The sequence below is a fragment of the Frisingicoccus sp. genome (genome assembly GCA_016298055.1).
Classification (GTDB): Bacteria; Bacillota; Clostridia; order Lachnospirales; family Lachnospiraceae; genus Frisingicoccus.
In genome coordinates, this window is record JAEDDO010000042.1 from 1 (window position 1) to 14,787 (window position 14,787).

The following is a 14,787-nucleotide window of genomic DNA, read 5'->3' on the forward strand; positions in this document are numbered from 1 at the left end:
GAAAATTATACACCGTTATATATTCAGGATGTATGGGAAACAGTGTGGACAACAGATGCGGTAAACGTTCGTGCAGATGCAGATTTTTATGCAACAAGACTGGATACATTGTCTGAAGGTACAAGTATTACACGAACAGGAATCTGCGAGAACGGATGGAGCCGTGTGGATTACAATGGAACAACAGCATACATTCACAGTGATTATTTAACAACAACTGAACCAGTGAAAGAAGAACCGGTTTATGACAATTCTTCTTCCAATAGTGCTTTAGGACAGCAGATCGTTGATTTTGCAAGACAGTTCCTTGGCAATCCGTATGTTTACGGCGGAACATCTTTGACAAACGGAGCAGATTGTTCCGGTTTTGTTCAGAGTGTGTATGCAAACTTTGGATATTCTCTTCCGAGAACATGTACAACACAGTCTGTATGCGGCCGTGGAGTTTCTGTTGATGAATTACAGCCGGGTGATTTGATTGTTTATTCTTATTACGGTGAGATTGAACATATCGCAATTTATTCCGGAAATGGCAATATCATCCATGCAAGTAACTGGGATACAGGTATCATTGAAACAAGTATGTACTACAGCGGAGATATCTATTGCTGCAGACGTATTGTAGATTAATTACAGAGTGGATTATGAATAGAGAGACACCCGATAAATGATTGGGTGTCTTTTTGTTGTGTAAAGGCATCGTTGTGGATAAGGTGAATAAAAAAGATGATGAATAAGTGCGAAAAAGGGCATTTTATTAAAAATGCACAAAAATACTGTCGAATGAATATGAAAAGGGCAAAAATAGGAATTGAGGTTATCCACAATTCACAGAGTTATCCACAACATAAAATGTGGATTTTTCCATAAAAAATGAGTTATTCACAGAGTTATCCACTTTATCCACAATAGATAGGGTGTGGATGATGGTGGAAAACCCCCTGAAAATCTTTTGGTGAAAACGTAAAAAACGTCGAAAATGCGCATATTTACTTGACTTTTTTGTTGTTTATTCGATAGTGTCGAAACGGTTAATTTCGTCAGCCTTTTAATGAAATTAAACTAAATTATAAAATATTTTCAGAAAATATGTGCAATTAGCTTGAAAGAAATGGCGAATGTGATATAATTAGAACATAATAACACAGTAAGGAGTGATATGTATGCGTATTACTATCAGCGGAAAAAATATCGATGTGACTCAGGGTCTTAAAGATGCCATCAATGACAAATTGGGCAAATTGGATAAATACTTTACTCCCGAAACGGAAGCAATCGTAACTCTCAGTGTTGAAAGGAATCGTCAGAAGATAGAGGTTACGATTCCTATTAAAGGCAGTGTGATTCGTGCGGAAGAAGTCAGCGATGATATGTATGTTTCTATTGATCTTGTTCAGGAGATTATTGAACGTCAGATGCGTAAACATAAAACACGTCTTGTAAACCGCTACAGAAGCGGAGGCAATTTCCAGCCGGCATTTATTGAGATGGAAGCCGAAGAACCGGAAGAAGTTAAGATTGTGCGTTCAAAGAAATTTGCTATGAAACCTATGGATCCGGAGGAGGCATGCATCCAGATGGAACTTTCCGGACATAATTTCTTTGTATTCCGCAATGCAGAGACAGATGATGTCAATGTGGTATATAAGAGAAAAGGCAATACTTATGGATTGATTGAACCGGAATATTAAATAATAGTATTAGACATGAAGAGGTTGTGACCCGTATGGGTTGCAGCCTCTGTTTTTGTTCGTCCGGGAGGGACTGGTGTCCGTCTTTTGAACTATTTTTTCGTTGGCAAACCGATATTTCTGTGGTACAATAAATGTTACGTGTAAAAGAAAGTGTTGATAGATGGAATGGAAATTTTGAGGAGTGATCAAAGAATGGGATTCTTTTCAAAAATACTGGGGACGCACAGTCAAAGGGAGTTAAAAAGAATTTATCCCCTTGTAGATAAGATTGAAGCGTTAAGTCCGGTTATGGAAAAGCTTACAGATGAAGAATTAAGAAATAAAACAACAATTTTTAAACAGCGTCTGGAACAGGGAGAAACTTTGGATGATCTTCTTGTGGAAGCCTTTGCGGTTGTTCGTGAGGCGGCGAGCAGAGTTCTTGGGATGAAACATTACAGAGTGCAGCTGATCGGCGGTATTATTCTGCATCAGGGCCGTATCTCTGAGATGAAGACAGGTGAAGGTAAGACGCTTGTGTCTACCCTGCCTGCATATTTGAATGCGCTGGAAGGAAAAGGCGTTCATATTGTAACGGTCAATGATTACCTGGCTAAACGTGATGCTGAGTGGATGGGGAAAGTACATGAGTTTCTTGGACTTACCGTAGGTGTGGTTCTTAACAGTATGACACCGGAAGAACGTAAAGTGGCTTACGACTGTGATATTACCTATGCAACGAACAATGAACTTGGATTTGATTATTTGAGGGATAACATGGTTGTATACAAAGAGAAGCTGGTTCAGAGAGGGCTGCATTATGCAATTATCGATGAGGTCGATTCAGTGCTGATCGATGAGGCGAGAACACCGTTGATCATTTCCGGTCAGAGTGGAAAGTCTACAGAGTTATACCGGGCCTGTGATATTCTGGCACGTCAGATGCAGAAGGGTGAAGCCAGCGGTGAGATGACCAAGATGACAGCCATTATGGGTGAAGAGATCATTGAGACCGGAGATTATATTGTCAATGAGAAAGAGAAGAATGTTTCTCTCACAGAAGATGGTGTAAAGAAAGTTGAGAAATTCTTCCACATTGAGAACCTGGCAGACACAGAAAATCTTGAGATCCAGCATAATATTATTCTGGCTCTCCGCGCACATAATCTTATGCACAGAGATCATGATTATGTGGTAAAAGATGATCAGGTACTTATCGTTGATGAGTTCACCGGACGTATTATGCCGGGACGTCGTTATTCCGATGGTCTTCATCAGGCTATTGAAGCGAAAGAAGGTGTTAAAGTAAAACGTGAGAGCAAGACGCTTGCAACGATTACTTTCCAGAACTTCTTTAATAAGTACGAGAAAAAAGCGGGTATGACAGGTACAGCATTGACTGAAGAACAGGAGTTCCGCGATATTTACGGTATGGACGTTATTGAGATCCCTACCAATGAACCTGTACGCCGTGTGGATAAAGAAGACCTTGTTTATAAGACAAAACGCGAAAAAGTAAATGCGGTAGTTGATACAATTGTGGAAGCACATGCGAAGGGACAGCCGGTACTTGTGGGTACGATCACAATTGAATCTTCAGAGATCTTCAGTGATGCTCTGAAGAAAAAAGGAATACCGCATAAAGTATTGAATGCAAAATTCCATGAACTGGAAGCAGAAATTGTTGCGGAAGCCGGACAGAAGGGTGCTGTGACGATCGCGACAAACATGGCCGGACGAGGTACGGATATTAAGCTTGGTGAAGGCGTTGCAGAATTGGGCGGTCTTATGATTATTGGTACAGAGCGTCATGAGTCACGACGTATTGATAATCAGCTCCGTGGTCGTGCCGGACGTCAGGGAGATCCGGGTGAATCCAGATTCTATATTTCTCTTGAAGATGATCTGATGCGTCTTTTCGGATCGGAACGATTAATGGGTGTGTTTAATTCTTTGGGATTTCCTGAAGGTGAAGCGATTGAACACAAGATGCTTTCAAGTGCCGTAGAAAAAGCACAGATGAAGATTGAGTCCAATAACTACGGAATTCGTAAGAACGTGCTGGAATATGATCAGGTTATGAACGAGCAGAGAGAGATTATTTATGCGGAACGTCTTCAGGTCCTTAATGGAGATAATATGCGGGATGTTATCTTTAAGATGATCCGTGATGTTATAAAACAGCATGTGTACATGCATATTTCAGCTGAAAGTCAGGCAGAAGAAAAGGATATTGAAAAACTGGAAAATAAAACAGCAGTATCTGATCTGGATATGTCCGGTCTTGCTCAGGGGCTTGTGCAGGTGGTTCCGTTCCATAATGTTTCATGGAAACCGGAAGACTATGAAGGAAAAAATGTGCATCAGTTTATTGAAGAGCTTCAGGAAAAAGCAATTGAAATTTATGAGGCAAAAGAAAAAGAGTTTCCGGAGGAAGAACATATCCGTGAACTGGAACGGGTCGTTCTTCTGAAGATGATTGATCGTCGCTGGATGGATCACATTGATAATATGGAACAGCTTCGTCAGAGTATCGGTCTTCAGGCTTATGGACAGAGAGATCCATTGGTGGAATATCGTTTTGCAGGGTATGATATGTTTGATGAGATGACTCAGGGAATTTCTGAGGATACAGTACAGGCGCTCATGCATGTTCGTATTCAGCAGCCGACAGTCCGTGAGGAAGTTGCGAAAGTTACGGGAACTAATAAAGACGATTCCGCCGCAAAACAGCCGATACGACGTAAGGAAGGAAAAATTTATCCAAACGATCCATGTCCTTGCGGCAGTGGTAAAAAGTATAAACAGTGCTGCGGCAGAAAGTAATTAATTTTAAGAAAGAAGGTGAAGCAATGGTCGAATTAGATCAGTTCAAAGTAACTTTGACAAGTTATGAAACACCATTAGCGGAAGTGAGGGATTCACTTTGACCTGGCTTACAAGAAGTCAAGAATAAGTGAGTTGGAAAATATTATGGAAGAACCCGGATTTTGGGATAATCCGGAACGGTCGAATAAGGCCATGAAAGAGTTGAAGCATTTGAAAGACGCAGTTGAAAAGTATGAAGGCTTAGAGACTGCCTATGAAGATGTGGAAACTTTGATTGAAATGGGATATGAGGAAAATGATGAAAGCCTGATTCCTGAAATTGAAGAAGCACTTAATTTGTTTATTGAGGAGCTTGATGAACTTAGGATATCCACATTGTTGAGTGATGAGTATGATGACAGTAATGCGATTTTGACGCTTCATGCGGGTGCCGGCGGTACAGAGGCATGCGACTGGACAAGTATGTTGTATCGTATGTACAGTCGTTGGGCTGAAAAGCATGGATTTTCAACGGAAGTTCTGGATTTTCTGGATGGTGACGAAGCTGGGATCAAGGCAATAACCATGCAGATTAATGGTGAGAATGCCTATGGTTATCTCAAAGCTGAAAAAGGTATTCACCGTCTGGTGCGTATTTCTCCGTTTAATGCAGCAGGAAAGCGTCAGACATCCTTTGCATCTTGTGATGTTATACCGGAGATTGAAGAAGATTTGGATGTAGAGATTAATGATAAGGATCTTCGTATCGATACGTATCGTTCGAGCGGTGCCGGTGGTCAGCATATTAATAAGACTTCTTCTGCAATACGAATCACCCATTTACCGACAGGTATTGTGGTTCAGTGTCAGAATGAGAGATCACAGCACATGAATAAGGATAAGGCGATGCAGATGCTGAAAGCAAAGCTGTTTTTGCTGAAACAGCAGGAGAATGAGGAAAAGGCATCCGATATTCGTGGTGAAGTAAAAGAAATCGGTTGGGGCAATCAGATTCGTTCTTATGTCATGCAGCCGTACAAGCTGGTAAAAGATCATCGTACAAACACGGAGATCAGCAATGTGGACAGCGTTATGGATGGCAATATCGATCCTTTTATCAATGCTTTCCTTAAATGGCGGAGCATAGGAAAAAATAAGGCGGAATAAATGCCGGAGGCACAAAAGAATATGAAGGAAGAAATCAGCTACTATGTCGTAAGGAAAAAAGCAGTGCCGGAAGTACTTTTGAAAGTTGTCGAAGCAAAGCGTTTGCTGGATTCGGAAAAAGTCATGACCGTACAGGAGGCAACAGAGCGGGTGGGCATAAGCAGAAGTTCGTTTTATAAATATAAGGACGATATTTTTCCGTTTCATGATCATTCAAGGGGAAGAACATTTACTGTGATGATCCAATTGGATGATGAACCGGGGCTTTTGTCAGGGCTGCTCAATTGTGTTGCTGAATATCAAGCCAATATTCTTACCATACATCAGGCTATTCCGGTGAATGGTGTGGCTTCGATCACGCTCAGTATAGAAATACTGAATACGACCGGTGACGTATCAAAACTTATTGATGCGTTAGAAAAAACACAGGGAGTACATTACTTGAAAATTTTATCCAGAGAGTAGAGAGGATGGACATTATATGAAATATATCATTATGTTAGGGGACGGTATGGCCGATGAACCGCTCAATGAACTTGGCGGAATGACACCATTGGAATATGCAAAGACAGAGACGATAGACGCATTGGCAAAAAAATCTGAAATAGGTATGGCACATACAATTCCGGAAGGAATGAGCCCGGGAAGTGATACAGCAAATCTTGCGGTTCTTGGATATGATCCTAAAATATATTATACCGGACGTTCTCCGCTGGAAGCTTTAAGTATTGGCGTTGATATGAAGGAAACGGATGTCGCACTGCGCTGTAATCTGGTTACCCTTTCCGAAGAAGAGGGGATTCCGTATGAAGAGCGTACGATTATCGATCATAGTTCTGATGAGATTTCTACAGAAGATGCAGCAGTGCTGCTGGATGCAGTCCGTGAAGTGATGGAGGATGAGATCTATAAATTTTACGTGGGAACAAGCTATCGTCATCTTTTAATCTGGGATGGCGGGCATGTTGTGGAACTTGAGCCGCCACATGATCATCTTGGGCAGATTATCGGAGGATTCCTGCCGGAGGATGAAGTTCTCAGATCCATGATGGAAAAGAGCTATGATATTCTTGAGAATCATCCTGTTAATATTGAGAGACGCAAAAAAGGCTTAAAGCCGGCAAATTCCTGTTGGTTCTGGGGAGCTGGTACGCGTCCGGCCCTGACATCCTTTGAGGATAAGACGAAACTTAAAGGTGCCATGATCTCAGCGGTGGATCTGCTGAAAGGAATTGCAGTGGGTGCCGGTATGAAAAACATTGTTGTGGAGGGAGCCAATGGCGGACTTCATACAAATTACGAAGGAAAAGCTGCGGCTGCTGCGGATGCACTTTTAAAAGAGGGAAATGACTTTGTTTATATTCATTTGGAAGCTCCGGATGAGATGGGACACCAGGGAAGTGTTGAGCGTAAAGTTCAGGCAATTGAAAATATGGATAGCCGTCTGATTAAACCTTTGGTGGCACAGCTCGATGCTTCGGGTGAGGATTATCGTCTTCTGGTTATGCCGGATCATCCGACACCGATTTGCATTCGTACCCACTCATCAAATCCTGTACCATTCATGATTTATGACAGTCGTAAAGATTTGAATAAATCATGGAAATATAATGAAAAAGAAGCTGCTCAGAGCGGCAACATTGTGATTGAAGAAGGTTATAAACTGATTGATCGTTTGTTGAGTGAATAGAATTGGAAAATTTGTTTCAAGACGGGCTGCCATTAGAGGCAGCCTGTTCTGTTGAATGGAGATTTATATGGATATTATTAAAACAATAAGTAAGGAACTGGAAATTAAAACATGGCAGGCAGAGGCTGTCATTAAACTTATTGATGAGGGAAATACAATTCCTTTTATTGCCAGATATCGCAAAGAAGCAACCGGTTCACTAAATGATGAAGTGCTGAGAGATTTTCATGATCGACTTGTCTATTTGAGAAATCTTGAAGAAAAGAAAGCTCAGGTATTATCTTCGATTAATGATCAGGGAAAATTAACACCTGAACTGAAAAAAATGATTGAAGAAGCTCTTACAATGGTTGCTGTTGATGATCTGTATCGTCCGTATCGTCCAAAACGGCGTACCCGTGCGATTATTGCAAAAGAAAAGGGGCTGGAGCCTTTGGCAAATATTCTTATGCTGCAGATGACGTCTAAATCTATGCTTGAAGAAGCAAAAATGTTTGTTTCTGATCAAAAAGGCGTGGCTACGGCAGAAGAAGCTCTGAACGGAGCAAAGGATATTCTTGCAGAAGCGATATCGGATAATGCGGATTATCGTACCTATATTCGCCGTATAACAATGAATGAAGGGAAAGTTGTTTCAAAAGCTCGGGATATTAATGAAAAATCAGTGTATGAAAATTACTATGATTATGAAGAAGCGGTAAGTAAAATGCCGTCGCATCGTATTCTTGCTATCAATCGCGGTGAAAAATTAAAATTTCTTACGGTAAAAGTTGAAGCACCGGAAGAAAAGATCATTCGTTATCTGGAAAAAAAGGTTATTCGAAAAGATAATCCGGAAACAGAATTTATTTTAAAATCTGTTGTGGAGGACAGCTATAATCGATTAATTGGTCCGTCCGTTGAACGCGAAGTGCGAAATGAATTGACAGAGAGGGCAGAAGAAGGCGGTATGAAGGACTTTGGAAAAAACCTCAAACAACTTCTTATGCAGCCGCCAATCAGCGGACGCGTTGTATTAGGATGGGACCCTGCTTTTCGTACAGGCTGTAAACTGGCGGTGGTCGATGCTACCGGAAAAATTCTGGATACAGTTGTCATTTATCCTACAGAGCCTCAGAAAAAGATTAAAGAGGCAAAAGAAATCTTGAAGAGACTTATCGGCAAATATGGCATTACGTTGATTTCTCTTGGAAACGGTACGGCCTCAAGAGAATCCGAAATGGTCATTGTGGAGCTGCTGAAAGAATTAGATACAAAGGTAGAATATGTGATCGTAAATGAGGCGGGTGCATCTGTTTATTCTGCAAGCAAGCTGGCGACAGAGGAGTTCCCGGAATTTGATGTGGGACAGAGAAGTGCCGCTTCTATAGCAAGACGCCTTCAGGATCCTTTGGCGGAATTGGTAAAAATCGATCCGAAAGCGCTTGGAGTCGGACAGTATCAGCACGATATGAACCAAAAACGATTGGGAGAGGTGTTGAATGATACTGTAGAGGACTGCGTAAATCGGGTGGGCGTCGATTTGAATACAGCATCGGCGTCTCTTCTGGAGTATGTTTCCGGTATAAATAAAACGATTGCAAAAAATATAGTATCCTATCGTGAAGAAAATGGAAAGTTTAAAAATCGCCGTCAGCTATTGAAAGTTCCAAAACTTGGGCCGAAGGCTTATGAGCAGTGCGCCGGTTTTATGAGAATATCGGATGGGGATCAGCCGTTGGACGGAACCGGTGTACATCCGGAATCTTATAAAGAAGTGGAAGTTCTTTTGAAAGTTCTTGGATATTCTACAGAGGATTTGCGGGAGAACAAATTATCCGGGCTGAGCCGTCAAATTGGTGATTATAAGGCAATGAGTGAAACAGTCGGTATAGGAGAAATAACATTAAGAGATATTGTAAAGGAATTGGAGAAGCCGGGGAGAGATCCGAGAGATGAGATGCCAAGGCCGATTCTGCGTACAGATGTATTGGAAATGAAAGACTTGAAAGAGGGTATGATTCTCAAAGGTACTGTGCGTAACGTGATTGATTTCGGTGCCTTTGTGGATATTGGTGTTCATCAGGATGGTCTGGTTCATATATCGCAGATGACAGATAAAAAATTTATTCGCCATCCGATGGAAATTGTCAGCGTAGGCGATATTGTGGATGTCAAAGTCTTAAGTGTTGATCTGGCAAAAAAACGAATACAGCTAACGATGAAAATGTAAATTAAGAGAGGGAAAAGTTGTGGAATCAAAAAAAACATTATTTTCAACAAGAGAATTGGTAACTATTGGTCTGTTTTCGGCATTGGCTTATGTTTTGATGCTGCTGGAGTCACCGGGATATCTGGGATTTTTACGTATTGAGTTTAGTGATGTGCCGGCGATTCTGGGAGGACTTGGCTATGGACCTGCAGCCGGTGTGTTTATTGAACTGATCAAGAATCTTATTAAAGTATTATCGACAAAGACGATTGGTGCGGGAGAATTGTCCAACTTTCTTGTGGGATCTGCCTTTGTGATACCGTTAAGTATTATTTACAGAAAGTGGAAAGGGAAACATAAACTGCTTGTTGGGTATGTTGTTTCTGTTATTTCTATGTGCATTGCGGGTATGCTTGTAAATTATTTTATTACAGTACCGATTTATTCGAATATGTTCGGAGGAATGGAGGCTCTTATCGGGTTTGTCGGGGGTATGACACCGGGATTTCTTCCGACGATCGATAGTATGTGGAAATTGATCGTGATCGGCATTACACCATTTAATGTAGTAAAGGGGACGATGATGGCAGTCGTTTCGTACTATGTATTTAAACTGGTGAAAAAACCACTTCAATTTTAAACAACAATATGCTAAACTATGAACAGGCTGGCGTGAGATAAACTTAGGCCAGCTTTTAACTTTTTTATGGAAACATATGAAGATCATAACTGTTTGATCTTGGATATGAAATTTAAATTTAAAGGGTAGGTTTGAATGATAGTAGAAACTTTTTCTGCAGATGAGACGTATGAATATGGACGAAAGATGGGGGCGGAGGCACAGCCTGGGGATGTGTATTGTCTTACAGGAGATCTTGGCGTCGGAAAGACAGTATTTACTCAAGGATTTGCTGCAGGACTCGGTGTGCGAGAACCGGTGAGCAGCCCGACATTTACGATTGTACAGGAATATGAGGGCGAAAAGATGCCGTTTTATCATTTTGACGTATATCGTATCGGAGATGCGGAAGAGATGGAAGAGATTGGTTTTGAAGATTATGTTTATGGTCAGGGCGTGTGCCTCATTGAATGGGCAAATCTGATCCGTGAGATATTGCCGGAAGATTTTATGGGGATTCTGATTGAGAAAGATATGGAAAAAGGATTTGATTACAGGAGAATTACACTGGAGCGAGGAGGCGTTTTATAATGTTGTTGCTGGCTATTGAAAGTTCCGGCCTGGTTGCGTCTGTTGCAATCATGTCAGAAGATAAACTTATTGGCGAATATACAACAAATTTTAAAAAGACACATTCACAGACATTGCTTCCTATGTTGGATGAAGTTGTCCGGATGACAGGTATTTCTCTGGATGACGTGGATGCAATTGCTGTATCCGGTGGTCCGGGTTCCTTTACAGGACTTCGAATCGGTGCGGCTACAGCGAAAGGATTGGGATTGGCATTGGATAAGCCGCTGATCCATGTTCCTACAGTAGATGCCTTGGCTTATAACCTGTTTGGAACAAATCAGGTGATTTGTCCAATTATGGATGCACGCAGACAGCAGGTGTATACGGGGTTATATACGTTTGAAGGGGATGCTTTTAAAGTGCTCTGTCAGCAGAAAGCTGTCGGTATTGAAGAAATTGTACAGGAGATCAACGGGATGGGAAGTCCTGTGATATTTTTAGGTGATGGTGTTGCTGTTTACAGGGATATTATTGAAAAAACAATTCAAGTTCCGTGCAGTTTTGCTCCGCTTCACCTGAATGCACAGAGAGCGGGGGCTTTAGCTGCTCTCGGAAAGATTTATTTCGAGGAGGGACGACTGGAGACAGCAGATGAACATGTTCCTGATTATCTTCGTCTTTCCCAGGCTGAAAGGGAACTTAAAGAACGTCAGGCAAGGGAGGCAGCCAGATGAGAATTCGTCCGATGGTTTCGGAAGATGTAACGTCGGTGGTGCCCATTGAGAATGTGTGTTTTACAGATCCATGGACAGACCAGGGATTTAGGGATTCACTGGAGGAGCCGTCAGCACATCTTCTCGTGATAGAAGATGATTTGGGACAGATCGTTGGATATGGGTGCCTTTATCAGGCAGTCGACGAAGGCGAAATTGTTAATGTTGCTGTGAGACCGGACTGTCGTCTGAGAGGTTACGGTGCAGTTATTGTGCGTGCATTGATCGGCGAAGGGAAAAAACTTGGAGCAGATTATTTCTTTCTGGAAGTGCGGGAGAGCAATGTGTCCGGAAGAGCCTTGTACACCAGTCTGGGTTTTACAGAGTGCGGACGCAGAAAAGGGTTTTATACAAAGCCGAAAGAAGATGCGATAATGATGATGTGGCAGGAAACGGGTTCCCAGTAATCTCCTATATATTTGTGTTGATAAATCCTATACAATGTGTTTGAAACATGAAACAGTAATATACAAAGGAGCCGATGATGAAAAACAAGATTTGCAATTGCTGCGGACAAAAGATTGGACAGGAAGATTATATTCATATTGAAAAAGTGTGGGGATATTTTTCTAATGGGAAAGATGGACAAAGACATTGTATAAATATTTGTGAATCATGTTATGACCGCTGGATTAAAGATTTCAAGTATGCCCCGGATATTGAAGAAGAAAGAGAACTCATATAAAGAAGATTGAAATAATAAAGAGGTAAAGATATGTTGGATTTGTGTTTATTGGGAACAGGAGGTATGATGCCTTTGCCATACAGGTGGCTGACATCTTTGATGCTGCGTTATAATGGAAGCAGCCTTCTGATTGACTGTGGTGAAGGCACACAGATATCTATTCGCGAGAAAGGATGGAGTTTTCGGCCGTTGGATGTTATATGTATTACACATTTTCATGGAGATCATATTAGCGGACTTCCGGGAATTCTTCTTGCAATGGCAAATTCTGACCGAACGGAACCGTTGCTGATGATCGGGCCGAAAGGATTGAGCCGGGTTGTCAATTCGTTGAGGGTTATAGCTCCTGAATTACCGTTTAAGATTGAATTTATTGAACTTACAGAAAATGAACAGCATATTGAAGCCTGTGGCTATCATATAGATGCATTTAAAGTTAACCATAAAATCACCTGCTATGGTTATAGTATTTCTATCCCGCGGGCAGGACTCTTTGACGTTGAGAAGGCTAAAGCGAATGATGTTCCTCTGAAACTGTGGAATCGTCTGCAAAAAGGTGAAAGTATTGAATTGGATGGACGGGTGTATGAACCGTCTCTCGTTTTGGGAGAGCCTAGAAAGGGGCTTAAGGTAACCTATACGACCGATACACGACCTACGGATTCTATTCGAAAGAATGCAAAAAATTCAGATATTTTTATTTGCGAGGGGATGTATGGTGAACAGGGCGATATTAATAATGCGGTTAAATATAAACATATGACATTTGAGGAGGCAGCAAGACTTGCCAGAGATGCTGAAGTTAGGGAATTGTGGCTGACACACTACAGTCCGGCAATTAACCATCCTGAAATATTTATGGAAAATGTCCGAAAAATATTTGCCAATGCACATGCTGCAAAGGATCGTCGTTCAGCAGAATTGAATTTTGAAGAATAGAGGAAGAGTGATATGAAGAAAGATATTTATATTTTAGCAATTGAATCTTCGTGTGATGAGACAGCAGCCGCGGTTGTAAAAAATGGCAGAGAAGTATTGTCTAATGTTATATCGTCTCAGATCGAACTGCATAAGCTCTATGGAGGTGTTGTTCCTGAAATTGCATCAAGAAAACATATTGAAAAGATCAATCCGGTGATCAGAGAAGCTTTGTCGGATGCCGGAATGACATTGGAAGATATGGATGCTATAGGCGTGACTTATGGTCCGGGGCTTGTTGGGGCATTGCTTGTCGGTGTAGCTGCTGCAAAAGCAATCAGCTACGCTAAAAATATACCATTGGTTGGAGTGCATCATATTGAAGGGCATATTTCAGCAAATTATATTGAAAACAAAGAATTAGAACCGCCATTTCTTGGAATGGTTGTGTCTGGCGGGCATACCCATCTTGTTCTTGTTAAAGATTATGGGAAGTATGAGATTCTGGGAAGAACGCGGGATGATGCTGCGGGAGAGGCCTTTGATAAAGTTGCAAGAGCCATTGGTTTAGGTTATCCGGGGGGACCGAAAATTGATAAACTTGCGAAAGAGGGAAATCCAAAAGCTATTGCATTTCCAAGGGCACATATCGCAGATGCTCCTCTGGACTTTAGTTTTAGCGGACTTAAATCCTCTGTTTTAAATTATATTAATTCATGTGAAATGAAGCATGTAGAGATTAATCGCGCAGATGTGGCTGCATCTTTTCAGGCTGCGGTTGTGGATGCTATTGTTGATCATACAATTGAAGCAGCCAAAATGTATCAGATTAGAAAAGTGGCTTTGGCAGGCGGTGTTGCATCAAATTCAGCTTTGCGTCAGGCTATGAAAGAAAGATGTGAAAAAGAAAAACTGGAATTCTTTTATCCTTCTCCTGTTTTGTGCACAGATAATGCTGCTATGATCGGATGTGCGGCATATTACGAGTATCTGGCAGGGACAAGGCATGGATTGGATTTGAATGCTGTTCCAAATTTGAAAATCGGTCAAAGGTGAATAATTCCCTCAAATATAGTAAATTTGACGGAAAAAGAGCATAAAAATTGTTGTCTGAAGTAAAAGGCATACTATATTTTGTGTCTATTCCTGGATTTTATAAAAAAGAAAAAAAGTTGCAGAAAAATGTTGACATATGAAGATCATAGTGATATTATATTGATTGCCGTTCAGAGTTAACGGAAAAGAGAAGAAAAAATGTGCGGATTAGAAAATAATGCTTGACAAGCGTTGAAAGACCTGTTAAACTATTAAAGCACTATGCATGGAGAGGTGTCCGAGTGGTTTAAGGAGCTGGTCTTGAAAACCAGTGACTCCGAAAGGGGCCGTGGGTTCGAATCCCACCTTCTCCGTTTTCAAACTCTTGATAAGGGCTTGAAAGATAATATTATATGATTTTAGATTCTGCATACTTGGAGAAGTACCCAAGAGGCCGAAGGGGCTCCCCTGGAAAGGGAGTAGGTCGTTAATAGCGGCGCGAGGGTTCAAATCCCTCCTTCTCCGTTAAATGTTGAAAAAACATTTAAAAAAGTGTTGACAAACAAAAGTCAATGTGATAAACTTAAGAAGTTGCATGACATAAGAAAAGCAACACAAAGAACATTGATAATTGAACAATAAAACAATCCCGAAA

14 protein-coding genes and 2 tRNA genes are annotated in these 14,787 nt (G+C 41.2%); all 16 read left to right on the forward strand.

Going from position 1 to position 14,787, the window contains the following annotated elements:
• Positions 1 to 630, forward strand: a 630-nt coding sequence (locus tag QZZ35_RS05240) for a C40 family peptidase (RefSeq protein WP_291236446.1), incomplete at its 5' end; no start/stop codon positions are given.
• Positions 631 to 1,163: 533 nt separating this feature from the next.
• On the forward strand, positions 1,164 to 1,691 hold the full coding sequence (hpf, locus tag QZZ35_RS05245) for a ribosome hibernation-promoting factor, HPF/YfiA family (protein ID WP_291236447.1): 528 nt from the start codon (positions 1,164 to 1,166) through the stop codon (positions 1,689 to 1,691).
• A 195-nt stretch (positions 1,692 to 1,886) separates the two neighbouring features.
• On the forward strand, positions 1,887 to 4,499 hold the full coding sequence (gene secA / locus QZZ35_RS05250) for a preprotein translocase subunit SecA (protein ID WP_291236448.1): 2,613 nt from the start codon (positions 1,887 to 1,889) through the stop codon (positions 4,497 to 4,499).
• A gap of 26 nt (positions 4,500 to 4,525) precedes the next feature.
• A protein-coding gene (gene prfB, locus QZZ35_RS05255; RefSeq protein WP_291234577.1) for a peptide chain release factor 2 occupies positions 4,526 to 5,648 on the forward strand; the annotation gives its coding sequence in 2 pieces (ribosomal slippage) (positions 4,526 to 4,600 and positions 4,602 to 5,648; 1,122 coding nt in all).
• 21 nt (positions 5,649 to 5,669) lie between these two features.
• A complete protein-coding gene (locus QZZ35_RS05260) occupies positions 5,670 to 6,113 on the forward strand; it encodes an ACT domain-containing protein (protein WP_291236458.1) in 444 nt (147 codons plus the stop codon).
• 16 nt (positions 6,114 to 6,129) lie between these two features.
• Positions 6,130 to 7,338, forward strand: coding sequence for a cofactor-independent phosphoglycerate mutase (locus QZZ35_RS05265; protein ID WP_291236449.1), 1,209 nt, complete (start codon positions 6,130 to 6,132; stop codon positions 7,336 to 7,338).
• A 67-nt stretch (positions 7,339 to 7,405) separates the two neighbouring features.
• The gene (locus tag QZZ35_RS05270) at positions 7,406 to 9,550 is read left to right on the forward strand and encodes a Tex family protein (RefSeq protein ID WP_291236450.1); all 2,145 of its coding nucleotides are present in this window, start codon (positions 7,406 to 7,408) and stop codon (positions 9,548 to 9,550) included.
• Positions 9,551 to 9,569: 19 nt separating this feature from the next.
• Positions 9,570 to 10,169 carry an ECF transporter S component gene (locus QZZ35_RS05275; protein ID WP_291236451.1) on the forward strand — a complete coding sequence of 200 codons (600 nt, stop codon included), beginning with the start codon at positions 9,570 to 9,572 and terminating at the stop codon, positions 10,167 to 10,169.
• Positions 10,170 to 10,304: 135 nt separating this feature from the next.
• Positions 10,305 to 10,739, forward strand: a complete 435-nt coding sequence (gene tsaE / locus QZZ35_RS05280) for a tRNA (adenosine(37)-N6)-threonylcarbamoyltransferase complex ATPase subunit type 1 TsaE (protein ID WP_291236452.1) — start codon at positions 10,305 to 10,307, stop codon at positions 10,737 to 10,739.
• The gene (gene tsaB, locus QZZ35_RS05285) at positions 10,739 to 11,455 is read left to right on the forward strand and encodes a tRNA (adenosine(37)-N6)-threonylcarbamoyltransferase complex dimerization subunit type 1 TsaB (RefSeq protein ID WP_291236453.1); all 717 of its coding nucleotides are present in this window, start codon (positions 10,739 to 10,741) and stop codon (positions 11,453 to 11,455) included. Before tsaE ends, tsaB begins: the two co-directional genes overlap by 1 nt.
• Positions 11,452 to 11,901: a ribosomal protein S18-alanine N-acetyltransferase gene (rimI, locus tag QZZ35_RS05290; protein WP_291236454.1), complete on the forward strand. Its 450-nt coding sequence runs from the start codon at positions 11,452 to 11,454 to the stop codon at positions 11,899 to 11,901. The genes tsaB and rimI overlap by 4 nt, the downstream gene beginning before the upstream one ends.
• Positions 11,902 to 11,978: 77 nt before the next feature.
• Positions 11,979 to 12,179, forward strand: a complete 201-nt coding sequence (locus QZZ35_RS05295) for a hypothetical protein (RefSeq protein WP_291236455.1) — start codon at positions 11,979 to 11,981, stop codon at positions 12,177 to 12,179.
• A 30-nt stretch (positions 12,180 to 12,209) separates the two neighbouring features.
• Positions 12,210 to 13,118, forward strand: a complete 909-nt coding sequence (locus QZZ35_RS05300; RefSeq protein WP_291236456.1) for a ribonuclease Z — start codon at positions 12,210 to 12,212, stop codon at positions 13,116 to 13,118.
• Positions 13,119 to 13,130: 12 nt separating this feature from the next.
• Positions 13,131 to 14,153 carry a tRNA (adenosine(37)-N6)-threonylcarbamoyltransferase complex transferase subunit TsaD gene (gene tsaD / locus QZZ35_RS05305; protein WP_291236457.1) on the forward strand — a complete coding sequence of 341 codons (1,023 nt, stop codon included), beginning with the start codon at positions 13,131 to 13,133 and terminating at the stop codon, positions 14,151 to 14,153.
• Between the two features lie 267 nt (positions 14,154 to 14,420).
• Positions 14,421 to 14,506: transfer RNA gene (locus QZZ35_RS05310), tRNA-Ser, on the forward strand.
• A 62-nt stretch (positions 14,507 to 14,568) separates the two neighbouring features.
• Positions 14,569 to 14,657: transfer RNA gene (locus QZZ35_RS05315), tRNA-Ser, on the forward strand.
• Positions 14,658 to 14,787: the final 130 nt, after the last annotated feature.